Here is a 23393-nt window from a genome sequence, read left to right on the forward strand (position 1 = left end):
AAATGCAATGACCGAACGCAAGCGAAAAATTGTTAATGATCCGGTGTATGGCTTTATTACCATAGATCACCCGTTGATTCTTAACCTCATTTCACATCCATATTACCAGCGGCTCCGCCGCATACACCAGATGGCTTTGGCGCACCTGGTGTATCCTGGTGCTATGCATACGCGGTTTCATCATAGCATGGGCGCCTATCACCTCATCAGTATGGCGCTGCTGGAGCTCCGGAGCAAGGGGGCAGACATTACCCCGGAAGAGGAAGTAGCGGCCAAAATGGCCATTTTACTGCATGACATAGGGCATGGGCCTTATTCCCACGCTTTAGAGAATGGCATTATTGAAGGGGTATCTCATGAAGAGATTTCCCAGTGGCTGATGGAGGCATTGAACAAGGAGATGGATGGCGCCCTGTCCCTTACACTGGATATTTTCAATGGACGTTATCATAAAAAATTCCTGCATCAGCTGGTGTCGAGCCAGCTGGATGTAGACAGAATGGACTACCTGAACCGCGACAGCTTCTATACCGGGGTGGCCGAGGGCACCATCGGGTACGACCGCATTATCAAGATGCTGATTGTACATAAGGGGGAGCTGATGGTAGAGGAAAAGGGAATTTATTCTATTGAGAAGTTTATCATAGCCCGGCGGCTGATGTACTGGCAGGTATACCTGCATAAAACGGTGCTCAGCGCCGAAAACATGCTGGTAAAAATCCTGATCAGGGCTAAAGCGCTGGCACAGGAGGGAAAGGAGCTGTTTTGCTCTCCTGCCCTGTCATATTTCCTGTACAATACCATTACAAAGAACAATTTTGAATGCGGACCGGAATGCCTGGAGTTATTTTGCCAACTGGACGACTATGATATTATGGGGGCGATTAAAGTTTGGACAACACACGAGGACAAGGTTTTGTCCCTTTTATGCAAGTGGCTGATAGACAGGAACTTATTCAAGGTTGTGTTAAGTAATCAGGCGTTTGACGGAAGTGCAGCACTATTATTGAAGGAACAGGTCAGACAAAAATGGGGGATTGAAGGAGCGGATCTGGACTACTTCGTTTTTTCCGGTGCGGCCTCGTTAAGGGCTTATAACGTTAATGACGAGAAGATCAATATCCTATTTAAAGATGGAACTGTAAAAGACATTTCCTCCATCGACAATGCACTGATTAGCCATACACTGGCGATACCGGTAAAAAAATTCTACATTTGTCATCCAAAAATTCAGGCTAACAACGTTTTATAAGGAATAAAATGTTAAATAAATAAGTTCATACTATCCGGTGTAGCCTGGAAAACATTACAATTTTAAACTATGCAGTTTAGCGCATTACAATTAGCTACCATGTTAGATGGTAAGCTGGAGGGAAATCCGGACGTAAAGGTGAGCAACATCGCCAAGATTGAAGAAGCTGGCGAGGGCATGCTCAGTTTCATTGCCAATCCTAAGTATGAAGAATTCATATATACCACCAATGCCTCCATTCTGATCGTGAATGAGAGCCTGGTGATTGAGCGTCCGATCAAATCGACCCTGATCCGGGTGAAGGATGCCTATAGCAGCTTTGCGTTGTTATTGGAGCAGTACAGGTACCTGACCGGCAATAAATCCGGTATTCAGCAGCCATCTTACATTCCTGCATCTGTGAAGATGGGGGAAAACGTGTTTGTGGGTGCTTTTGCGTACCTGGGTGAAAATGTGGTGCTGGGCAACAACGTAAAAATATACCCTGGCGTATATCTGGGTGATAATGTGATCGTTAATAACGATTCCATCCTGTATCCGGGCGTAAAAGTATACGACAACTGTATTGTGGGTAGCCGCGTAATGCTGCATGCAGGTTGTGTGATAGGCGGCGATGGCTTTGGATTTGCTCCTCAGCCGGATAGTTCCTATAAAAAAGTACCCCAGATTGGCAACGTGGTGATCCACGATGATGTGGAAATCGGCGCAAACACTACTATCGACCGCGCTACCATGGGTAGTACGGTGATCCGTAAGGGTGTGAAGCTGGATAACCTGATCCAGGTGGCACATAATGTGGACATCGGCATTAATACGGTGATTGCGGCACAAACCGGGGTTTCCGGCAGCACCAAAATCGGCCAGAACTGCGTGATCGGTGGCCAGGTAGGGATGGTTGGTCATATCCACATAGCCGACAATACCAAAATCAATGCACAGAGCGGCTTATCCAAGTCGATTACAGTACCCAATACCTCTCTGACAGGCTCTCCGGCGTATGATTATAAAAGTTCGCTGAAAAGTCAGGCAATTTTTAGAAATTTGCCGGACCTTGAAAAGCGCGTAAAGGAGCTGGAAGAGATGGTTAAACAACTGCTGCAAGAGCGGGCAGGTGTATAAATGATTACTGGTTAAATAGTTATATATTAGTTACCTTATTATGGAAAATCAACAGTTGCAATACCAGCATACCTTAAAAGGTGAGATCACCTTGTCGGGTATTGGCTTGCATACAGGCGCCTATGTTAATATGACCCTTAAACCGGCTACGCCGGGGCATGGGATTAAGTTTCAACGTGTAGACCTGCCGGGACAACCCATCGTGAAAGCAGATGTGGATTATGTGGTAGAAACAACCCGCAGCACCACGCTCGAGCACAACGGCGCCAGAGTGAGTACCGTAGAACACATTATGGCTGCTTTGGCAGGAACCGGTGTAGACAACGTACTGGTGGAACTGGATGGTGGCGAAATTCCTATCATGGACGGAAGCGCCTACGCGTTTATTGAAGCGATAGAAAAAACCGGTCTGCAAAACCAGGATGCCAAGAAAGTATACTATACTATTGATACCAACATCACTTACTATGATGAGAAGAAAAAGGTAGAAATGGTGGCGATGCCGGCCCTGGATTACCGCATTACCTGTCTTATCGACTTCAACTCACCGGTATTAGGTACCCAGCACGCGAAAATGAAGGGTATCGAAGAGTTCAAAACAGAGATTGCACCCTGCCGTACCTTCTGCTTCCTGCATGAACTGGAATACCAGCTGTCGCTGAACCTCATTAAAGGCGGGGATATCAACAACGCGATTGTGGTAGTGGACAAGCCGGTTACCGAAGAGGAGCTGGAACGTTTAGCAAAGGTATTTAACCGGGAAACCATTTCTGTACAGAAAGAAGGTATCCTGAACAATATAGAATTACGTTTCCCGAACGAACCGGCACGTCACAAACTGCTGGACGTGGTGGGTGATCTGGCCCTGATCGGATATCCGATCAATGCGCATATCATTGCCAACCGTCCGGGACATTCCTCCAACGTGGAGTTTGCCCGTGCGATCAAAGCGTATATCAAAAAGAACAAACATAATAAAGACGTACCTGTTTACGATCCTAATCAGCCACCTGTATTTGATACACCACGTATTGAAAGAACATTGCCGCACCGTTACCCGATGCTGCTGGTTGATAAGATCATTGAACTGGGAGAAGAAAAAGTGGTAGGTATCAAGAATGTTACCTTCAACGAGCATTTCTTCCAGGGACATTTCCCTTCAAATCCTGTAATGCCGGGCGTTCTGCAATTGGAAGCGCTGGCGCAGGTAGGCGGTATTCTTGCATTGAACCGCGTACCTGATCCTGAAAACTATGATACCTATTTCCTGAAGATAGATAATTGTAAATTCAAACAGAAAGTAGTTCCGGGCGACACCATGATATTAAAAATGGAGTTGCTGAGTCCTATCAGAAGAGGACTTGTGGAAATGCGGGGGACAGTATTCATCGGCAACAAAGTAGCTACTGAGGCCGACATGATCGCACAAATTATAAAAACAAGAGAAGGCAAATAATAGCAATGATCCACCCGCTTACATACATACATCCGGACGCCAAAGTTGCGCCTAATGTAAAAATTGATCCATTTACCGTTATACATAAAAACGTAGAAATCGGTGATGGTACCTGGATAGGTTCCAACGTAACTATTATGGAAGGAGCCCGCATCGGCAAAAACTGCCGTATTTTTCCAGGCGCTGTTATTTCTGCCATCCCCCAGGATTTGAAATTTGCGGGTGAAGAAACTACCGTTGAAATCGGCGACAACACCACTATCCGTGAATATGTGACGATCAACCGCGGTACCAAAGACAAATGGAAAACCACCATCGGGAATAACTGCCTGATCATGGCATATAGCCACATTGCACACGATTGCGAAGTAGGCAACTACTGCGTATTTTCAAATAACACTACCCTTGCCGGTCACATTACCGTGGGCGACCACGTGGTACTGGCTGGAATGGTAGCCATTCAACAATTCTGTAAAGTAGGCGATCACGCATTTGTAACCGGCGGTTCCATGGTGCGTAAAGATGTGCCTCCTTTCGTAAAAGCAGCACGTGAACCACTTTCCTATGTGGGCGTAAATTCCGTAGGGTTAAAGAGAAGAGGTTTTTCCCTGGAAAAGATCAACTCTATCCTGGACATTTACCGTGTCATCTTTGTAAAAGGTTATAAATTATCAAAAGCCGTGAATATCATCGAAGCAGAATTTCCTGCTACCGATGAAAGAGATGAAATCCTGTCGTTCATCCGTGAATCAGGACGTGGCATCATGAGAGGCTATACTTCCAGGACCAATGACGATATCTCTTAACCAGACAGGTAAGCGTTTTAACTACGACTGGATTTTCCGTCGGGTAACCCTCACCTTTAGTGAAGGACAACGTTATGCCATACTGGGTCCCAATGGTTCAGGGAAATCCACTTTATTACAGGTAATCAGCGGCGCCATTCAACACAATGAAGGCGCCGTTACCTATAGCACGCCGGAAAAACCCATCGCTCCCGATGCGTTTTTCCAGTATTGCGCCATCGCTGCTCCTTATCTTGAACTCATCGAAGAGTTCACCCTCACAGAAATCATCCAGTTCCATCAACAGTTCAAAAGCTTCCTGCCGGGAATCACTCCCCGCCATTGCCATGCAGCTGGTAGGACTGGAAAAAGCCGCCAACAAACAACTCCGTAACTTTTCTTCCGGGATGAAACAGCGTATCAAGCTGGCCCTCGCCATCCTGTCTGATGTCCCCGTTCTTTTGCTGGATGAACCCTGTACTAACCTGGATGCCGCCGGTATCGCCGTATACCAGCAACTCATCAATGAATATGGCGGCAACCGCCTGATTATTGTAAGCTCCAACGATGAACAGGAATACTTCATGTGCCGCGAACATATCCATATCCTGGATTATAAATAAGATAAAATCACCGGGAATATTATCTTCGTGAAAAGCTAAAAGCTATATGAAGACTGCCAGTAAGAAAGTGATTAATGGCTGGGCCATGTACGACTGGGCTAATTCCGTGTACAACCTCGTTATCACCACTACTTTTTTCCCTATCTATTTTTTAGCGGTTACAGGTGAACATGTTTCCTTTCTCGGGATGAACTTTGTAAACTCCGCACTGTACAATTATTCTATGGCAGCCGCTTACCTGCTGGTAGCCCTTGCCTCTCCTATCCTGTCGTCTATTGCGGATACCAGGGGTAATAAAAAGAATTTCCTGCGCTTCTTTACCATACTGGGGGCACTTTCCTGCTGCGCCCTCTACTTTTTCGACGGGGATCATCTCCTGCTGGGCGTGATTTGCTTTATCCTTTCTACGATCGGGTATTGCGGCGGGCTCGTATTTTACAACTCCTACCTGCCTGAAATTGCAGCGCCGGAAGACCGGGACCGTATCAGCGCCCGGGGTTACAGCATGGGCTATGTAGGCAGCGTGATTTTACAACTGCTGGGGTTTGGCCTGGTGGTATTGGGTCCCAAAATGGGCATGGGTAAAAGTCAGCCAGTGCAGCTTACCTTCCTGCTGGTAGGTATCTGGTGGTTTGGCTTTGCACAGATCACCTTTGCCCGCCTACCCAAAAGCACCGCGGTCACCAAACACACAGTTAACGCATTCACAGAAGGATTTACGGAATTACGAAAAGTATATGCCCAGGTAAAACAACTGCCGGTGCTGAAAAGATTCCTGCGTGGATTTTTCTTTTACAGTATGGGGGTACAAACCGTGATGATGGCCGCCACCATCTTTGGTGGCAAGGTGCTGAAGCTTCCGGATGAAATGCTGATCGTTACCGTGGTGATTATCCAGATTGTGGCTATTGCCGGTGCATGGAGCATGGCCAGGCTTTCCACAAGGTTTGGTAATTTACGTGTATTGATTGCCGTTGTCATATTCTGGATAGGCATCTGTATTGCCGGTTACAAAATGCAAACGGCTATGCATTTTTATTTACTGGCCACTGCGGTAGGACTGGTGATGGGCGGTATCCAATCCCTCAGCCGGTCTACTTATGCCAAGCTGATGCCCGAAACAGAGGACACTACGTCCTTCTTCAGCTATTATGACGTTACCGAAAAACTGTCTATTGTAATTGGTATGTTTTCGTTTGCCTATATAGATGATCTCACGGAAGACATGCGGAATTCCGTGCTGGCACTGGTGGTATTTTTTGTGATCGGACTGATATGGATCATTTCCGCATTGCGCAAACAAAAGCAGCTATCGCAGAATTAGGTATCTTTCAAAATAGAACTATCCAACAAAATTCAAGGATAATGAAATTATACACCATAGAAACAGGATTCTTTAAACTGGATGGCGGCGCGATGTTTGGCGTAGTGCCTAAAACCATCTGGAATAAACTGAATCCGGCAGATGAAAACAATTTATGCAGCTGGGCCATGCGTTGCCTGCTGATCGAAGACGGCAACCGCCTCATCCTGGTAGACAACGGCATTGGCGATAAGCAGGATGCAAAATTCTTTAGTCATTATTATCTGCACGGAGATGCGACCCTGGATAAATCGTTGGCGGCACATGGTTTCCACCGGGATGATATCACCGATATGTTCCTCACCCACCTGCACTTCGATCACTGTGGCGGCAGTATTATCCGCCAGGGCGAACAGCTGGCGCCTGCTTTTAAAAATGCGACCTACTGGAGTAATGAAGATCACTGGAAATGGGCTACACAACCCAACGACCGGGAGAAGGCATCTTTCCTGAAAGAGAATATCCTTCCCATCCAGGAAAGCGGTCAACTGAAATTTATTAATCATCTTGAAGGCGTCAACTTCACTGATAACATTTCCATCCGGTTTGCCAACGGGCACACCGATGCCATGATGCTGCCGCAGATCAGCTATAAGGGCAAAACCATTATATACATGGCCGACCTGTTGCCATCCACTGGTCATATACCACTCCCCTATGTAATGGCGTATGACATGTTTCCACTGAAAACATTGCAGGAAAAGAAGAGCTTTCTACAGGAGGCTGCAGATAAAGAATACATCCTTTACTTCGAGCACGACCCGGTAAATGAATGCTGTGTGTTGCAACAAACCGAAAAAGGCATCCGTGCAGGTGAAACTTTTTCACTCAGCAGTATTTAAATTACTGTCAGTCTGTCATAATTATGGCTGCTGCATTATATTTGATAGCAATCCTGTATGGCTATACACATAACAACAGATAATAAATTGAAAAAACTGATCGTTGTGGGCGACCGCGTGCTGATAAAGCCAGCTACACCCCACGAGCGCACCAGCAGTGGATTATACCTGCCTCCCGGGGTTCAGGAAAAAGAAAAGGTTCAACGCGGCTATGTTATTAAAACGGGGCCGGGGTATGCTATACCTGTGCCTGTGGACAATGACGAGGCCTGGAAGCCTGAAGAAGAGAAAGTAAAATATATTCCGTTACAGGTGAAAGAAGGCGACCTGGCTATTTTCCTGGTCAGTGGTTCCACCGCGGTAGTGTACGAGGAAGAAACCTATTATATCGTACCACAGGCTGCTATCCTGATGCTGGAAAGAGAAGAAGATCTGTAGATCATCTTCTGTTATCTTATAAATAAAAAAATCTGCTAACGAATAGCAGATTTTTTTTTGTCTATCATGTATGAAAAAGCAATCTATTCTTTGTATTCCAGTATATCGCCCGGCTGGCATTCCAGTACCCGGCAGATCTCTTCCAGTGTGGAAAACCGGATGGCCTTTGCTTTGCCACTTTTTAGTATACTGAGATTTGCCATCGTAATACCCACCTGTACACTCAGCTCCGTCAGCGACATCTTCCTTTTTGCCAGCATCACGTCCAGATTGACGATTATCCCCATTGTATATTGTTATTTAGATCATTAAATGGTCAACGCCTGTTCTTCCTTCAGGCTCACCGCCCTTTCGAAAACGATGGCCAGCGCCAGGATCACCATGAAAGCCATCAGCAGTTCCCAGGAAGCGCCCAATACGCTCAGCAGCCGGAAATAAAGCCGGTTGTTGTACACCTTTATGCTGTCGCCCGCTATCCAGGCAAAAACGATTTTAGTGAGCAGCAGTCCCGATAATACCAGCAGGATCCCTTTTACCGCGCTAAGATTTTTACGGGAGATAATATCTTCACTCCCGGCGCCGATCAATAACCTGAAAAGATACCAGGTCATTACCAGGTACAATAAACCCAGTATGGTATTTTGAAGAACGGCTGCTTTTAAACCGGGGGTATCAGGACTGAAACGTGATTGAAAAAAAGCAACACCATTAAAGATCGTGATGTAAACACTGATCAATACAGAAATGAGCAGCACGATTTTCAACGGGAGAAGATACTTACTGATTTTCATGTTACGCCCTGTTTAATACCTCAAAGATATTTTCATTTTATCGAAAATCAAAATAATTTTATCGTTTATCAATAATTAATGATCGATAATCGGTATGTACAGACGGATAATAATTTGAAGCTCAACCGCTTGTTGCTTTTTATTATCTTCATAAAAAAAATTACGTCATGCCCAATCAGGATGCATTTCTGGAATATATTAAAAGCGGCTATACTTTTAAAGGCGAGCATTTCAAGCTGGGATGTGCCATGCTGAACGGCGAAGTAGTAACCGGGGCGGATGTTTTCCTGCCACTCAAAACACTTAACCGTCATGGTTTGATTGCTGGCGCCACCGGTACCGGTAAAACCAAAACGCTGCAGGTGATCGCCGAAGGACTCAGCGATGCCAGCGTGCCGGTATTGTTGATGGACATCAAAGGAGATCTGAGCGGCATTGCAGCCGCCGGCAGCGACAACCCGAAAATTGCGGAGCGTTATCAGAAAATAGGTGGCAGCTGGAGTGCAGCGGCCTATCCATCAGAACTGTTATCCCTCAGCCAGGAAAAGGGCGTGCGCTTACGGGCTACCGTCAGCGAGTTTGGTCCCATCCTCCTGTCGAAGATCCTGGAACTGAACGATACGCAGGCTGGCCTTGTAGCCATGCTTTTCAAATATTGCGATGATAACAAACTGCCTTTACTGGATCTGAAAGACTTTAAAAAAGTATTGCAATTTGCCGGCGATGAGGGCAAAGTAGCGCTGGAAAAGGATTACGGAAAGATATCCACTACCTCGACAGGCACCATCCTGCGCAAAGTGATTGAACTGGAGCAACAAGGCGCTGCATTGTTTTTTGGAGAGAAATCTTTTGAAGTAGATGACCTGATGCGCGTCAGCGACGATGGCCGCGGTATCATATCCATACTGCGCGTAAATGATATACAGGATCGTCCGAAACTGTTTTCCACCTTCATGCTCAGCCTGCTGGCAGAATTATACGCAACCCTTCCGGAAGAAGGCGACCTGGACAAACCCAAGCTGGTGATGTTCATTGATGAAGCGCATCTTATTTTCAATGAAGCCAGCGACGCCTTGCTGAAACAGATAGACACCATCATTAAACTGATCCGTTCAAAAGGCGTCGGCATTTTCTTCTGTACCCAAAACCCGATGGATGTACCTCCTTCCGTGCTGGGACAACTGGGTCTTAAAGTACAACATGCCCTGCGCGCCTTTACCGCCAACGACCGCAAAACAATCAAGCAAACGGCGGAGAACTACCCGTTATCAGATTTCTATAAAACAGATGAGTTGCTAACCCAGATAGGTATTGGTGAAGCGCTCATTACCTGCCTGAATGAAAAAGGTGTTCCTACCCCGTTAGCCGCTACCATGCTGGTATCTCCACGGTCACGTATGGATGTATTAACATCGGCGGAAATTGACGGACTGGTGAACAATTCTAAACTGGTAAAGAAATACGGGCAGGAAATTGACAGCGAAAGCGCGTATGAAATCCTCACCGCCAAGCTGCAGGAAGCCGCCGAGAAAACAGCCGCTACTGAAGCTGCGCCAAAATCTTCCGGGAAACAAAAACAGGAAAAAGGCGTTCTTGAGCAGGTGATGGATAGCTCTGTAGCGCGGCAGGTGGGTCGTACCGCTGCCAACATCATCACCCGTAGCCTACTGGGCGCATTGGGCCTGGGTGGAAAAAGCAGTAAAAGTAAAAGCTGGTTTTAATTATGCAACGACAGCCACGCTGTCAGTTTACATCAATATATCAAAAGTATGAGTAGAATTATTAAAACGGGCGTATGCTCGTACGGCATGTCTGGACAGATATTTCATGCCCCGTTCCTGCACGTAAACCCGGGATTTGAATTTACAGCGGTAGTAGAAAGAAGTAAAAACCTGGCGCAGCAACGCTATCCTAACGTTAAAGTATATACGAGCGTAGAGGATATGCTGGCAGACAAAGACCTGGAACTGATCGTAGTAAACACTCCTAACTACACGCACTTCGACTTTGTAAAAGCAGCACTGGAGGCAGGAAAGAATGTGATTGTGGAAAAGCCTTTCACCGTACACGCCAAAGAGGGTGAAACACTTGCAGCCTTAGCGGCCGAGAAAGGTTTATTGCTCAGTGTTTACCACAACCGCCGGTACGACAGCGACTATAAAGTAGTAAGAGAGGTATTGCAGTCCGGTCAGCTGGGTGATGTACTGGAAGCAGAAATACACTACGACCGCTTCAAGGAAGAGCTGAGTTATAAAAAACATAAAGAACTGGGAGGCCCCGGCACCGGCGCTTTGTACGACCTGGGTTCACACCTGATCGATCAGGCCATTACCTTGTTTGGCATGCCCAAACGCATCTGGGCAGACATCCGCGTGATCCGCCGCGACTCCATTGTAGACGATTATTTTGAACTGGTACTTTACTATGATCATCTGCGGGCGCGTGTAAAATGCAACTACCTGGTACGCGAAGCCCTGCCAGCCTACCAGCTGCATGGCCGTATCGGCTCCTTTATCAAAACAAAATCTGATATACAGGAAGCGCAGCTGCAAAGAGGGCTTTTCCCCAACAGCCCCGACTGGGGCGCCGAACAGCCGCATGAATGGGGCCTGCTCCACACGGAAATTGATGGCAAAGTAGTAAAGAAATATGTTCCCGGTGGAAGCGGCAACTATATGGACTACTACCAGGGCATCTACGAAGCCTTAGTAAATAAAGCTGCCAACCCGGTACCACCGCAGGACGCCATTAAAGTGATCAAAGTAATCGAAGCTGCTTTCGAGAGCAGTAAGGAGGGCAGGGTGATTGATCTTTAACGCGGAGTTTGTCTTACTCAGGATTACGCTGATTATACTGATTAGCTGGATTTTTACTTTTGGATTCTTATATGATTTTTAAAAAGATTCGGGGAAATAAAAGCGGTTAAGCTGGATTGATCACCTTGGGTTTTAAAAGAATTTGGGGAGATATAAGCGGTTACATTCGCTTGTATCTCCCCAAATCTTTTTAAAAATCATATAAGAATCCAAAAGTAAAAATCCAGCTAATCAGTATAATCAGCGTAATCCTGAGTAAGACAAACTCCGCTCTCACCGTGCGCAAGACAGCCGCCCCGCCTCATCCCGCACCACGATGCCTTCTTCGTTCAGGAACTGGAGGACTTCCATCAGGTCGCTTCTTTTTACATCGGGTAGTTTGGTTTGCAGCATGTTAAACAGCAGTGGTTCTTCTTTCAGCATGGTGATAACGTGGTCGGATATACGCTTGAATCCGGCGGCGTCCATAGGCTGTGATTTCTTTTTTAAGCAGATGTCGCATACGCCGCACGGAGTGGCATCCTTTTCGCCGAAATAGGCTACCAGTTGCTGCGTACGGCACATATCACGGTTACGTACATACGCAAACATGGCGGCGAGCCTGTCCGCATAAACTTTCTTGCGTACTTCCACCCTGGCCATATTGATGCGCAGGTTTTGTGAGGATACCCGTTCCTGGAGGAAACACAGCTGTGGTTCGTCGCGGCGGGGCTGATAATGCAGGATGCCGTATTGGTGCAGCTGGTGCAGCTGTGCGGCAATATCATCATCTTCCATCAGCATGATGCGGCCTATCTGCCGTTCGTAAATGGGTACGGCATTATCGAAAATCCCTTCGTAGGTACGCAATAAAGTTTTGATAATTTCTTCCAATGCAGGATACGCATTTTCAAACTCGTACAGTGATTCTTTATTGGTAACGAATTCCGCCCGGGAAGGGAGGAATACGCTTTCGCTGAGCTGCAGCACGCCTTCCTGTTCCAGCACACGCACCGCGCTGTAGGCAATGGTGAGGTTCAGGTGGAAGGTGCGGGCAAAATCGTTGATGTCAAAATCGAAGTACATGCCTTCCGCGCTGCCTACCGGCACCTGGAGGTAGTTAACAATGCCCTGGTATACTTCACGGATCTGCTCCAGCGAGGGAAACTGCAACGCAATCCGTTCATGCATATCCGTTAGTTCCTCTTCGTTATAGAGCAACACGGCATATGCTTTCTGTTCGTCCCTGCCGGCGCGGCCTGCCTCCTGGTAGTAGGCTTCCAGTCCGTCGGGCATATCGTAATGCACCACTATGCGTACATCCGGTTTATCGATTCCCATGCCGAAGGCATTGGTACAAACCATGATGCGTGTTTCATTATTGATCCAGGCTTCCTGCCGGGCGGCCCTTTCTGCCTGTGGTAAACCGGCATGGTAATAACTGGCAGGGATGCCCTGTAGTTCCAGCAGGGAAGCAATTTCCTTGGTGCGTTTACGGTTACGGCAATAAACGATGCCGCAGCCGGGTACGCGGTCCAGTATATGTTTTACCTTATCAATTTTGGTAGATTCTTCCAGCACGCTGTAAGAAAGGTTGGAGCGGGCAAAGCTTTTTGTAAAAACTTTGGCGTCCTTCATCAGCAGTTTCTCACAGATATCCGTTTGTACCCTTGGTGTAGCCGAGGCCGTGAGTGCCAGTACCGGCGCTTCCGGGAAGAAGCTGCGGATATCTGCGATCTGCAGGTATGCCGGACGGAAATCGTATCCCCACTGCGAGATGCAATGCGCCTCATCAATCGCCAGCAGGCTTACCGGGAGGCCATCACAATAGGTTTGAAAAAGTTTGCTTTGTAATCTTTCGGGAGATACATATAAAAACTTGCATCCACCGCGGCGGGCGGCTTCCAGGACCCTTTCCACCTCCTGGTAAGGCATACCGGAATAGATGGAGTATGCAGTGATCCCTTTTTTTTTGAGATTGGCCACCTGGTCTTTCATCAACGCAATGAGCGGAGTGATGACCAGGCATAGCCCTGGCTTCATCATGGCCGGCACCTGAAAACAAATGGACTTACCACCACCTGTGGGCAGCAGGGCCAGTGTATCCTGTCCTTCCAGTACAGCATTCACGATATCTTCCTGTAACGGGCGAAACTGTTCGTATCCCCAGTATTGCTGTAATATGGCTACGGGCGTACTCAAATAAAAATTTAATGGTTAGTGCGAAGATACGCGATTAGAGCGGATTTTGTCTTACTCACTGATTACGCTGATTATACTGATTACTTTGATTTTATCTTTTGGATTTTGAAAGGATTTTAAATACCCGCTTATATCTTCACAAATCATTAAAAATCCAAAAAGTAAAATCAAAGTAATCAGTATAATCAGCGTAATCAGTGAGTAAGACAACATTCGCTTAGATCACGTTTTTGTAGCGCAGGCGTATAGAGTTTACTGCCAGCACCACATCGGAGAGGCCCATTATGCCGGCGCCTACGATGGGATTGAGGAATCCGAGGGCGGCTACCGGTATCGCCACTACGTTATAGATGAATGCCCAGAAAAGATTCTGTTTGATGGTGAGATAGGTATGTTTTCCCAGTCCCAGCGCCAGTGGCAGCGAGCCCAGGTTGTTATTGAGCAATACTACGTTAGCGCTTTGCATGGCTACCTGGGTGGCATCGCTGAGAGAGATACCGATGGTAGCTTTAGCCAGTGCAGGCGCATCATTGATACCGTCGCCCACCATAGCGGTGGGGGCGGTTTTCATGAGGGCATCTATCTTTTGTAATTTTTGTTCGGGCGACTGCTCCGCGTACACTTCCGTAATACCCAATTTGGCGGCGAGTTCCCGGCACTTGCGGGTAGTGTCGCCACTTAGTAAGATGGATTTGATACCGGATTGCTGCAGTTGTATAATTACCTGTGCAGCTTCTGGTCTTATTTCATCTGTAAAATCGATCCATCCTGCCAGCAGGCCGTTTTTCAGGAGATACAGGTTATGGCTGTCATCTTCTGTAATACCATTTGTCATGCGGAAAGAGCCTAACTGCCACTGGTTACCTGCTTTATCGCTGGCACGCATGCCAAGACCCTTGTGTTCGCGGACCTGCTGCAGCGGCACTTCTCCGGCAGATTTCCAGAGCGAAGCAATAGAGCGGGCAATGGGATGGGAAGAATATTTTTCCAGGCTGTATACTATCTGTTTAAAATCTTCTTCCGGCATATCAAAAAAGCGGTATTCGCCCAATTGTAATTTACCGGTGGTGAGGGTACCTGTTTTATCAAATACTACCTGCCTGATATCCTTAAACATTTCCAGGGTGTGACCTCCTTTGATCAGGATACCGTTGCGTGCGGCGCGTCCCAGTCCTACCATCACGGCGGCGGGTGTGGCCAGGCCCATAGCGCAGGGGCAGGAAATAACCAATACGGCTACACTGCGCATCATGGCAGTGGCCAGCGTGGTATGCCCTATAAAATACCATCCAAGGAAGGTAACCAGGGCTATGCCGAGTACCAGTGGCACAAATATGGCGCTGATGCGGTCGGCCAGTTTCTGCATCGGCGGTTTGTCCGACTGCGCCTGTTTTACCAGTTCTATGATATAGGACAACACGGTGTCTTTACCGGTGGCCGTGATATATACTTTGATGCTGCCGTCTTCCAGTATGGTACCGCCAATTACTTTGTCCTTTTCTTTTTTGCTGACAGGCGCGCTTTCGCCGGTGATCATGGCTTCGTTGGCATGGCCGCTGCCCCAGTAGATGGTACCGTCCATGGGTATTTTATCACCTGTATTCACCAGTACGCAGTCGCCCGTACGCAGGGTACGGTTATCCACTTCATGGATATGTTCGTGGCCGTGATCGGTGTTAATAAGCCGGGCTGTAGTGACCTGCATGCGTGCCAGTTCGGCAATCGCGGAAGTGGTTTGTTTTACGGACCTTTCCTCCAGCATATTTCCCAGGAATACCAGGGTGATAATGGCTGCCGTGGTTTCGTAGAACATATAATCGGGGTTGCCGTACACAACGGTTCCTACAAAACTGTATGCGAAGGCTGCGGTGGCACCGATCGATACCAGCACGTCCATATTGGCCATGCGGTTGATGACGGAACGCATCGCGCTACGGCCGAAGTGCCACATTCCCACGAGGTATACTGGCAGCGTAAGCCAGAACTGTACCCAGGGGTGGTGTAACCACGACCAGCTGACCCACATATGCAGGAGCAGGGGCAACGTAAATATGAGACAAAAAACAAATTTGAATGTAAGGGTGGTATATATTTTCTTTTCTGCGGGTTTGTCTTCCGGCAACACTACGCGATATCCCATTTGGGTAATACCGTTGAGTATTTCCGTTGAGTTGGCGCCTTCCGGTGCGTTGAAACTAACTTCTTCCGTGGCAAAGCTGACGTTAACGTCCTGCATTCCCTTTTTCTCCAGGTATTTGGAAACGCCGAGTGCACAACTGGTGCAATGCATTCCTTCCACCTTGCAATTAATGGCTGTCATCTGACATCTTTCCTCCTGCATACAAAGTTAGCAGCGGATGAAATAGGCAGGTAAAATATTAATGCAACGAAGCGGCAGAAGTGCCATACAGGTGCCCGGAAACAGGCCGGACAAGGGCCTTACCCGATTTTTGACGCAGTGCTGCAACTTTTGCAAAATCTGGCGACAATCGCTTTTGCTTTCCGCTTTCTCCTTATTTTTGGGGATGCAATGGACATTTACGCTGGATCAACTGCCGGAAACAGCCCGGCAGTTCTGGGATCATTTCACCGGTAAACAGGTTTTCACCCTTAAAGGCCCGATGGGGGCCGGGAAAACTACCCTGGTAAAGGCTTTATGCGCCGCCAAAGGCGTGCAGGATGCTACTGCCAGCCCTACGTTTTCAATCATAAATGAATATGCCTACACCGACGCAGCGGGAACACCCCGCCGCATTTTCCACCTGGACCTGTACCGGCTCCGGGATGAAGACGACGCCATCAGCGCCGGCGTGGAAGATACACTTTACCAGGATGCCATTAGTTTTGTGGAGTGGCCGGAAATAATAGCGCATATGCTACCGCCGGATACCATTCACCTCCAGCTGGAGGTACAACCGGATCAAAAAAGGGTCCTGCGCGAAATCGCTTCATCTCTCAAATGATGTATCTTTGGATACTTCGATTTAAAAAAACTGAACACGCATATGGAGCAGAGGCAAAAACCTGTAGTAAGTGCTGGGTTTACCTATTCACCGCTGGAAGAAACGTTGGATATTCCGCAGAAAAATTCCCGTTTGTTTATAGGTATCCCGAAAGAAACATCTTTCCAGGAAAACCGGATTGCCCTTACGCCCGATGCAGTCAGCATTCTAGCGGCACACGGACATCACATAGTGGTAGAGCATAAAGCCGGCGACGGGTCGCATTATTATGACACCGACTATTCGGAAGCCGGGGCGGAAATTGTATACGACAAAAAGGAGGTCTTTAAAGCAGAGATCATTGTAAAATCCGCACCGCTGAACGATGAAGAGATAGAGCTGCTGCACCCGCACCAGATCGTTATTTCTCCCATCCACCTGGCTGCCCTGAAAGCGCCACAGGTAGAAAAAATGATGGATAAGCGTATTACGCTGTTATCTTTTGAGAACCTGAAAGACGATGCAGGCACCTACCCTATTGTAAGGGCCATGAGCGAAATTGCCGGGGGCGCCTGTATGCTGATTGCGGGACAGTACCTGAGCAACGACAACAAAGGAAAAGGTATCCTCCTGGGAGGTATTACCGGCATTCCTCCTACGAAAGTAGTGATCATAGGCGCTGGTATCGTGGGTGAGTTTGCAGCCCGTACGGCACTCGCATTGGGATCTTCCGTAAAAGTATTTGATAATAACATTTATAAGCTGAAAAGGCTACAGAACAACATCGGGGTACGTGTATTCACCTCCGTTATCCAGCCTAAAGTGCTGGCAGAGCAGCTGCGCAATGCCGATGTAGCAGTAGGCGCATTGTCGTCACAAAGCGGGCGGACGCCGATTGTTGTCAGCGAATCGATGGTGAGCAACATGAAAGCGGGTTCCGTTATTGTGGATGTGAGCATCGACCGGGGCGGCTGTTTTGAAACCTCGGAAATCACTACACACGAAAACCCGGTATTTAAAAAGTACGATGTGGTACATTACTGCGTACCCAATATTCCATCCGGTTTTGCCCGCACCGCCTCTGAAGCCATCAGCAATGTGCTGATGCCCTTACTCGTGGAAGCTGCCGACGACGGCGGATTCGAAAACCTTGTATGGATTAAACGCGGTGTACGTAACGGCATCTATCTTTATAAAGGCGCATTAACGAACTACCACCTGAGCGAAAAGTTCAAGCTTAAATACACCGATTTGGAGTTATTGCTGGCGGTAAAAGGATAGAGCGGATTTTGTCTTTCTCGCTGATTACGCTGATTATACTGATTTTTTTGATTTTTACTTTTGGATTTTATAAAGGATTAAGGGAGATAAAAGCGGATATTCGCTCTTATCTCCCTTAATTATTATTAATCAAAAAATCAGTATAATCAGCGTAATCAGCGAGAAAGACAACATCCGCTCTACACTTCGAGTTGGTAGCCCATCAATATGGCCGCTATGATGATAATGCCCACCACGATGCGATAGTATCCCCACATTTTAAATCCGTACTTTTTTACCGCCCCTATAAAGAATTTGATGGCGCCCAGGGCTACTACAAAGGCCACGATGTTGCCGATTAGCAGGAGCTTCAGGTTTTCGGGATGCGCGGTTAACAACTCCCGTCCTTTCAGCAGTTTGTAGCCGGTGGCTGCTGCCATGGTAGGTACTGCCAGGAAAAAAGAGAATTCGGCTGCTACACTGCGGGACAGCTTTTGCTGCATACCACCGATGATAGAGGCGGCACTGCGGCTGGTGCCGGGAATAAGCGCCAGGCACTGGTAAAAACCTATGCGTAAAGCGGTAAAAACGTCTATTTTTTCTTCTGTGGTAATAGTGGGTTCTTTAAAATAGTCGTCTACAAACAGGAGGATGATACCACCTACCAGCAGCGTAATTCCTACTGTTAGCGGGCTTTCCAGCATGGCATCGATCTTGTCGCTGAAGAGGAAACCGAGGATCAGCGCCGGAATTACGGCGACGGCCAGTTTCAGGTAAAAGCTAAACCGGTTTTTATCAAATACCAGGAACTTTCTCCAATAAAATACCACCACTGCCAGGATCGCTCCCAGCTGGATCACTACTTCGAATAACTTGGTAAATTCGTCTTTACCAATACCCAGCAGCGCGCTCACAATGATCATATGCCCGGTGGAGGAAACCGGCAGAAACTCCGTTAGGCCTTCCACGATGGCAATAATGATAGCCTGAAAAACATTCATCGAATTTAATATGGTTAAAAGTTAAAAAAAAAGCGATGAGGGATCATCGCTGTTAAAATACTTTTATAGAAGCAATTATGCCTTTGGTTTCGGACGGTGCATAATAGCATATACTTCTATCACCAGGCCCAGTACAATAACGATAGGCGCCAGGGTGATTCTGCGGAAGCTATATACCTGTTCCGGCTTAAAGCTGTTGGGATCGCTGGAATCTCCTCCCATCATGAAGAGGAAGCCCAGGATAATCACCACAATACCAGCCAGCATAAATTTGTAGTTTTCTTTTGGGAAAATAGGGCGGCTGTCGGCCAATGTGTTTTCTGCCTCCTTATTTAAAGCTGTTTTAGCCATAGTGTTTGGTATTATATCTTCGTTAAAGATTTAAAGTTAATACAGATCGTCCAGTTTCAGGCGCAGGTATTTCATTACGGAGCGATGTGTGCTCACCAGGGAAATACTGATCCCGATGAGGATCATGCCTATAAAGAGGAACGCTATCATCAGGTTATCACGCAATCCTGCCAGTTCCGGCAATAATTTATCGGATACTGACATAATACCGATCAGGCCTGCAATGGCGATTACCGCGGCGATAGCGCCATTGGCAATGCTGCGAAGGTCAAAGGGCTTGGCAATAAACCAGCGGGTAGCTCCCACCATTTGCATGGTTTTGATCAGGAACCGGTTGCTGAACATGGCCAAACGAATGGTATTGTCGATCAGGAAAATCACCACCAGGCATAATAATCCGCTGATGATCAGGATAATTAATCCAATCCTGTTAACGTTTTCGTTCAGTTTGCTCACCAGCATACGTTGATAGGATATTTCCCTTACGATGCTTTGCTGTGACAGGTTATTTTCAATGATCTTCAAACTATCATTGTTTACATAATTGGCGTTTGCCTTTATGTTAATGCTGCTGTACAGCGGGTTATATTGCAGAAGGGTGATAAAGTCCTCCCCGAAATCCTTTTTGAACCGCTGTGCCGCCATATCTTTCGACACATATTCAATTGACTTAATATATGGCCTATGTGCCATTGAATCGCGCAGGGCCGTGGCCTGTGCTTCTTTCACGTTATCCCGGAGGATGACCTGTATTTCTATGCTTTCCTTAAAATACACACTCAGCTTGTTAGCATGTATTACCACCAGACCCAATGTGCCCAGTAAAAACAATACCAGTGCTACACCAATGATGGAGTACAGGTAGGATGGTTTCGACTTCTTTGCTGATGATTTCCCGGATTGCGCCATTAATCTGCAGTTTATCGGCGAAAATAATAAAAATTAGTAGTTATGTGTTTAATTTTGCCAACCCGGTCAGGTAATAGACCCTTTCCGGCCAATAGAATGGCAATATATAGAGATGTTGGGGAATGACATTGGAGTATTAATGAATTTAACATTATTTTGCTGAACAGGCATTATAGCAACTTTTTAAATTATAACTGATAACGCCTTAATGACCGGACGTATTGTTTATATCCGGACAATTAAGGTTCATCTACAACAGATATGGAATACAATTTCAGGGCAATCGAAAAAAAATGGCAGCAACAATGGGAGCAATCGCATGCTTACCGTGTGAGCAATAACAGTCCAAAGCCCAAATGTTATGTACTGGACATGTTCCCCTATCCTTCCGGGGCTGGTTTACACGTAGGCCACCCGCTGGGATACATTGCAACGGACATCTACTCCCGCTATAAAAGACTAAAAGGCTTTAATGTACTCCATGCCATGGGGTACGATGCATTCGGCTTGCCAACAGAACAATATGCCCTCGAAACAGGTCAGCATCCCGCAGTAACCACCGAACAGAATATCAAGGCTTTCCGTGAACAACTGGATAACATCGGCTTTTGCTACGACTGGGACCGCCAGGTAACTACCAGCGATCCCTCCTACTATAAATGGACGCAGTGGATTTTCCTGCAGATCTTTGAAAGCTGGTACAACCGCAGCACAAAGAAAGCAGAACCCATCACTTCCCTGGTAGCTATTTTTGAGAAAGAAGGTAACGCCGGTCATATCTGCCCCGGCGACCGGAGTATACAATTCACGGCGGCCAACTGGAAAAGCTATAGTGAGCCGGAACAGCGCAACATATTGATGCAGTATCGCCTCGCCTACCTGGCGCATGCGGAAGTTAACTGGTGCGCAGCACTGGGCACCGTACTCGCCAACGACGAAGTAGTGAACGGCGTAAGTGAACGCGGCGGTTACCCTGTAGTAAAGAAGAAGATGAGCCAGTGGTTCCTGCGTATCACCGAATACGCTAACCGTCTCCTGGAAGGACTGGAAACAGTATCCTTCAGCGATGCCATGAAAGAAATGCAGCGCAACTGGATCGGCAAAAGCCAGGGAGCCGAAATTAAGTTCGCCCTGAAAAACTCCACCGAACATGTGGAGGTATATACCACCCGCCCCGATACCATCTTCGGCGTGGACTTCATGGTGATAGCGCCTGAACACGAGCTCGTATCCCGGATCACCACCCCGGATCAGCAAGCTGAAATTGATAAGTACCTCGAATACGTGCAAAGCCGCTCCGAGCGGGAGCGCATGGCCGATGTAAAACAAATTACCGGCTGCTTTACCGGCGCCTACGCCATCAACCCGTTTGATGGCCGCGAAATACCGGTGTGGATTGCGGAATACGTACTGGCCGGCTATGGTACCGGCGCCATCATGGCGGTGCCCTGCGGCGATCAGCGCGACTTTGGCTTTGCCAAACATTTCAATATCCCTATCACCAACATCATTGGCGACGCCTTCAACGGGCAGGAAGCCAATCCAACCAAAGAAGCCAAACTGCAAAACAGCGGCTTCCTCAATGGCATGGACATGAAACCTGCTATGGATGTGGTGATCACTAAACTGGAAGAACTGGGTATCGGTAAACGCCAGATCAATTATAAAATGCGTGACGCCGGCTTTAGCCGTCAGCGCTACTGGGGCGAGCCTTTCCCGATCATTTATAAAAACGGTATTCCTTACGCGATGGACGAAAAAGACCTGCCGCTGGAATTACCGCATGTGGAAAACTATAAACCCGGTGAAGAAGGTGAAGGCCCGCTGGCCAACATCACCGATTGGGTGAACGTAGCCCCCGGCGTAAAGCGCGAAACCAACACCATGCCCGGCTATGCCGGCAGCAGCTGGTATTTCCTGCGCTATATGGATCCACATAATAACAACACCTTTGCAGACCGTAAAGCCACCGATTACTGGAACCAGGTAGATGTGTATGTAGGCGGCACCGAACATGCCGTAGGACACCTGCTCTATTCCCGCATGTGGACGAAAGTGCTGTACGACCTGGGACATATCGGTTTTGATGAGCCATTTAAATCGCTGATTAACCAGGGGATGATTCAGGGCTCATCCCGCTTCGTATATCGTATTCATGGAACAAATGAATTTGTTTCTGCAGGCTTAAAAGACAATTATCAAACCGACAGACTTCATGTAGATGTGAGTTTCGTTGATGGAGTAATATTAGATACAGAAGCCTTCAGTAAATGGAAACCTGATTATCATGCTGCCACCTTCATTCTCGAAGACGGACAGTACATCTGTGGAGCGGAAGTAGAGAAAATGAGCAAAAGCAAGTACAACACCGTTAATCCAAACCAATTGGTGGAAAAATACGGCGCTGATACTTTCCGTATGTACGAAATGTTCCTGGGACCAGTAGAGCAATCCAAACCCTGGGATACCAAAGGTATTGAAGGCGTACACCGCTTCCTGAAAAAACTGTGGCGCCTGTTTGCCGATGAGCAAAAAGGCATCCTGGTAAATGAACAACCAGCTACGCCGGAAGAACTGAAAATATTGCATAAAACGATCCAGAAAATAGATCACGATACATCCAGCTTCTCCTACAATACAGCTGTAAGCCAGTTTATGATCTGCGTAAATGAACTCGCTACCCTGCGTTGTCACAAACGCAGCATCCTGGAACCATTGCTGATCCTGCTCACCCCCTATGCACCTCACCTGTGTGAAGAACTGTGGCAGTATATAGGCAATAATGAAAGCATTCTGAATGCACTTTACCCGGTGTATGAAGAACAATACACAAAAGAAAGCGCTTTCAATTACCCTATTGCGATCAACGGTAAAACCCGCTCTGAAATGGGCTTCTCACTGGACGCCGCTATTCCTGACATCGAAAAAGAAGTACTGGCCAGCGAAGTAGTGCAGAAATGGCTGGAAGGGAAGGCGCCTAAAAAAGTGATTATCGTAAAAGGGAAGATGATCAATGTGGTGATATAATGCCGCGCGGAGGTTGTCTTTCTCAGGATTACGCTGATTTAATGGATTAGACCTTTTGTGATTTGCGGAGATCGGAGCGGAGGTCGTCTTGGACGCTGATTACGCTGATTTTATTGATTAGCTTTTTGGGATTTGGGAAGATAAGAGCGGAGGTTGTCTTGGACGCTGATTACGCTGATTTTACTGATTAATCTTTTTGTGATTTTGGGAGATTGATGGAGGAGTTGGGGATGAATA

At 47.2% G+C, this 23393-nt stretch carries 21 protein-coding genes; 14 read left to right on the plus strand and 7 right to left on the minus strand.

The window, feature by feature from the left end; genetic code table 11:
• The first annotated feature begins 7 nt into the window (after positions 1–7).
• The 9 genes from QFZ51_RS00475 to QFZ51_RS00515 all read left to right on the plus strand — a co-directional run bounded on the left by QFZ51_RS00475 (position 8) and on the right by QFZ51_RS00515 (position 7878).
• Entirely contained in the window at positions 8–1252 is a 1245-nt protein-coding gene (locus QFZ51_RS00475; protein WP_429042107.1) for an HD domain-containing protein, read from the plus strand.
• A 69-nt stretch (positions 1253–1321) separates the two neighbouring features.
• The gene (gene lpxD / locus QFZ51_RS00480) at positions 1322–2371 is read left to right on the plus strand and encodes a UDP-3-O-(3-hydroxymyristoyl)glucosamine N-acyltransferase (protein WP_429042108.1); all 1050 of its coding nucleotides are present in this window, start codon (positions 1322–1324) and stop codon (positions 2369–2371) included.
• A 40-nt stretch (positions 2372–2411) separates the two neighbouring features.
• Positions 2412–3827: a bifunctional UDP-3-O-[3-hydroxymyristoyl] N-acetylglucosamine deacetylase/3-hydroxyacyl-ACP dehydratase gene (locus tag QFZ51_RS00485; RefSeq protein WP_429042111.1), complete on the plus strand. Its 1416-nt coding sequence runs from the start codon at positions 2412–2414 to the stop codon at positions 3825–3827.
• A gap of 5 nt (positions 3828–3832) precedes the next feature.
• On the plus strand, positions 3833–4633 hold the full coding sequence (lpxA, locus tag QFZ51_RS00490; protein ID WP_325643621.1) for an acyl-ACP--UDP-N-acetylglucosamine O-acyltransferase: 801 nt from the start codon (positions 3833–3835) through the stop codon (positions 4631–4633).
• Positions 4617–5006 carry an ABC transporter ATP-binding protein gene (locus QFZ51_RS00495; protein ID WP_429042114.1) on the plus strand — a complete coding sequence of 130 codons (390 nt, stop codon included), beginning with the start codon at positions 4617–4619 and terminating at the stop codon, positions 5004–5006. The genes lpxA and QFZ51_RS00495 overlap by 17 nt, the downstream gene beginning before the upstream one ends.
• Positions 4960–5235 (plus strand): ABC transporter ATP-binding protein, encoded by a 276-nt coding sequence (locus tag QFZ51_RS00500; RefSeq protein WP_429042116.1) that lies wholly within the window; start codon positions 4960–4962, stop codon positions 5233–5235. Before QFZ51_RS00495 ends, QFZ51_RS00500 begins: the two co-directional genes overlap by 47 nt.
• 46 nt (positions 5236–5281) lie before the next feature.
• Positions 5282–6559, plus strand: a complete 1278-nt coding sequence (locus QFZ51_RS00505; protein WP_429042119.1) for an MFS transporter — start codon at positions 5282–5284, stop codon at positions 6557–6559.
• Positions 6560–6600: 41 nt separating this feature from the next.
• Positions 6601–7440 (plus strand): MBL fold metallo-hydrolase, encoded by an 840-nt coding sequence (locus QFZ51_RS00510; protein ID WP_370913373.1) that lies wholly within the window; start codon positions 6601–6603, stop codon positions 7438–7440.
• 57 nt (positions 7441–7497) lie between these two features.
• On the plus strand, positions 7498–7878 hold the full coding sequence (locus QFZ51_RS00515; protein ID WP_429042122.1) for a co-chaperone GroES: 381 nt from the start codon (positions 7498–7500) through the stop codon (positions 7876–7878).
• A gap of 83 nt (positions 7879–7961) precedes the next feature.
• Here QFZ51_RS00515 and QFZ51_RS00520 read toward each other — a convergent pair whose 3' ends face one another.
• Complete coding sequence (locus QFZ51_RS00520) at positions 7962–8165, minus strand: helix-turn-helix domain-containing protein (RefSeq protein WP_079473561.1); 204 nt, start codon at positions 8163–8165, stop codon at positions 7962–7964.
• A gap of 21 nt (positions 8166–8186) precedes the next feature.
• Positions 8187–8669, minus strand: coding sequence for a DUF2975 domain-containing protein (locus QFZ51_RS00525; protein ID WP_370913375.1), 483 nt, complete (start codon positions 8667–8669; stop codon positions 8187–8189).
• 167 nt (positions 8670–8836) lie between these two features.
• On the opposite strand from QFZ51_RS00525, the gene QFZ51_RS00530 reads away from it, so the two are divergent.
• Both QFZ51_RS00530 and QFZ51_RS00535 read left to right on the plus strand, forming a co-directional pair.
• On the plus strand, positions 8837–10390 hold the full coding sequence (locus tag QFZ51_RS00530; protein WP_429042124.1) for a helicase HerA-like domain-containing protein: 1554 nt from the start codon (positions 8837–8839) through the stop codon (positions 10388–10390).
• A 48-nt stretch (positions 10391–10438) separates the two neighbouring features.
• Positions 10439–11485, plus strand: a complete 1047-nt coding sequence (locus QFZ51_RS00535) for a Gfo/Idh/MocA family oxidoreductase (protein ID WP_429042126.1) — start codon at positions 10439–10441, stop codon at positions 11483–11485.
• Between the two features lie 273 nt (positions 11486–11758).
• Here the strand turns inward: QFZ51_RS00535 and QFZ51_RS00540 are convergent, their stop codons facing one another.
• Complete coding sequence (locus tag QFZ51_RS00540) at positions 11759–13666, minus strand: RecQ family ATP-dependent DNA helicase (protein WP_429042128.1); 1908 nt, start codon at positions 13664–13666, stop codon at positions 11759–11761.
• 217 nt (positions 13667–13883) lie between these two features.
• Positions 13884–15986: a heavy metal translocating P-type ATPase gene (locus QFZ51_RS00545; protein ID WP_429042130.1), complete on the minus strand. Its 2103-nt coding sequence runs from the start codon at positions 15984–15986 to the stop codon at positions 13884–13886.
• Between the two features lie 205 nt (positions 15987–16191).
• Here QFZ51_RS00545 and tsaE point away from each other — a divergent pair, with 205 nt between their 5' ends.
• Together tsaE and QFZ51_RS00555 are read left to right on the plus strand one after the other, a co-directional pair.
• Complete coding sequence (gene tsaE, locus QFZ51_RS00550) at positions 16192–16629, plus strand: tRNA (adenosine(37)-N6)-threonylcarbamoyltransferase complex ATPase subunit type 1 TsaE (protein ID WP_429042132.1); 438 nt, start codon at positions 16192–16194, stop codon at positions 16627–16629.
• Between the two features lie 42 nt (positions 16630–16671).
• Positions 16672–17889, plus strand: coding sequence for an alanine dehydrogenase (locus QFZ51_RS00555; RefSeq protein ID WP_079473555.1), 1218 nt, complete (start codon positions 16672–16674; stop codon positions 17887–17889).
• A gap of 179 nt (positions 17890–18068) precedes the next feature.
• Here the strand turns inward: QFZ51_RS00555 and QFZ51_RS00560 are convergent, their stop codons facing one another.
• The 3 genes from QFZ51_RS00560 to QFZ51_RS00570 form a co-directional block, all read right to left on the minus strand.
• A complete protein-coding gene (locus tag QFZ51_RS00560) occupies positions 18069–18869 on the minus strand; it encodes an undecaprenyl-diphosphate phosphatase (protein ID WP_429042134.1) in 801 nt (266 codons plus the stop codon).
• Between the two features lie 75 nt (positions 18870–18944).
• On the minus strand, positions 18945–19220 hold the full coding sequence (locus QFZ51_RS00565; RefSeq protein WP_079473553.1) for a DUF3098 domain-containing protein: 276 nt from the start codon (positions 19218–19220) through the stop codon (positions 18945–18947).
• Between the two features lie 36 nt (positions 19221–19256).
• On the minus strand, positions 19257–20129 hold the full coding sequence (locus QFZ51_RS00570; protein WP_429042136.1) for a cell division protein FtsX: 873 nt from the start codon (positions 20127–20129) through the stop codon (positions 19257–19259).
• Positions 20130–20390: 261 nt separating this feature from the next.
• On the opposite strand from QFZ51_RS00570, the gene leuS reads away from it, so the two are divergent.
• Entirely contained in the window at positions 20391–23156 is a 2766-nt protein-coding gene (gene leuS, locus QFZ51_RS00575) for a leucine--tRNA ligase (RefSeq protein ID WP_429042138.1), read from the plus strand.
• Positions 23157–23393: the final 237 nt, after the last annotated feature.

This window comes from Chitinophaga sp. W3I9 (assembly GCF_050434025.1).
GTDB lineage: Bacteria > Bacteroidota > Bacteroidia > Chitinophagales > Chitinophagaceae > Chitinophaga.

Bases quoted from the DNA above. Each gene is read 5' to 3' on its own strand.
- QFZ51_RS00475 (WP_429042107.1), top strand. From the start codon at position 8: ATGACCGAACGCAAGCGAAAAATTGTTAATGATCCGGTGTATGGCTTT.
- lpxD (WP_429042108.1), top strand. From the start codon at position 1,322: ATGCAGTTTAGCGCATTACAATTAGCTACCATGTTAGATGGTAAGCTG.
- QFZ51_RS00485 (WP_429042111.1), top strand. From the start codon at position 2,412: ATGGAAAATCAACAGTTGCAATACCAGCATACCTTAAAAGGTGAGATC.
- lpxA (WP_325643621.1), top strand. From the start codon at position 3,833: ATGATCCACCCGCTTACATACATACATCCGGACGCCAAAGTTGCGCCT.
- QFZ51_RS00495 (WP_429042114.1), top strand. From the start codon at position 4,617: ATGACGATATCTCTTAACCAGACAGGTAAGCGTTTTAACTACGACTGG.
- QFZ51_RS00500 (WP_429042116.1), top strand. From the start codon at position 4,960: ATGCAGCTGGTAGGACTGGAAAAAGCCGCCAACAAACAACTCCGTAAC.
- QFZ51_RS00505 (WP_429042119.1), top strand. From the start codon at position 5,282: ATGAAGACTGCCAGTAAGAAAGTGATTAATGGCTGGGCCATGTACGAC.
- QFZ51_RS00510 (WP_370913373.1), top strand. From the start codon at position 6,601: ATGAAATTATACACCATAGAAACAGGATTCTTTAAACTGGATGGCGGC.
- QFZ51_RS00515 (WP_429042122.1), top strand. From the start codon at position 7,498: ATGGCTATACACATAACAACAGATAATAAATTGAAAAAACTGATCGTT.
- QFZ51_RS00520 (WP_079473561.1), bottom strand. From the start codon at position 8,165: ATGGGGATAATCGTCAATCTGGACGTGATGCTGGCAAAAAGGAAGATG.
- QFZ51_RS00525 (WP_370913375.1), bottom strand. From the start codon at position 8,669: ATGAAAATCAGTAAGTATCTTCTCCCGTTGAAAATCGTGCTGCTCATT.
- QFZ51_RS00530 (WP_429042124.1), top strand. From the start codon at position 8,837: ATGCCCAATCAGGATGCATTTCTGGAATATATTAAAAGCGGCTATACT.
- QFZ51_RS00535 (WP_429042126.1), top strand. From the start codon at position 10,439: ATGAGTAGAATTATTAAAACGGGCGTATGCTCGTACGGCATGTCTGGA.
- QFZ51_RS00545 (WP_429042130.1), bottom strand. From the start codon at position 15,986: ATGACAGCCATTAATTGCAAGGTGGAAGGAATGCATTGCACCAGTTGT.
- tsaE (WP_429042132.1), top strand. From the start codon at position 16,192: ATGCAATGGACATTTACGCTGGATCAACTGCCGGAAACAGCCCGGCAG.
- QFZ51_RS00555 (WP_079473555.1), top strand. From the start codon at position 16,672: ATGGAGCAGAGGCAAAAACCTGTAGTAAGTGCTGGGTTTACCTATTCA.
- QFZ51_RS00560 (WP_429042134.1), bottom strand. From the start codon at position 18,869: ATGAATGTTTTTCAGGCTATCATTATTGCCATCGTGGAAGGCCTAACG.
- QFZ51_RS00565 (WP_079473553.1), bottom strand. From the start codon at position 19,220: ATGGCTAAAACAGCTTTAAATAAGGAGGCAGAAAACACATTGGCCGAC.
- QFZ51_RS00570 (WP_429042136.1), bottom strand. From the start codon at position 20,129: ATGGCGCAATCCGGGAAATCATCAGCAAAGAAGTCGAAACCATCCTAC.
- leuS (WP_429042138.1), top strand. From the start codon at position 20,391: ATGGAATACAATTTCAGGGCAATCGAAAAAAAATGGCAGCAACAATGG.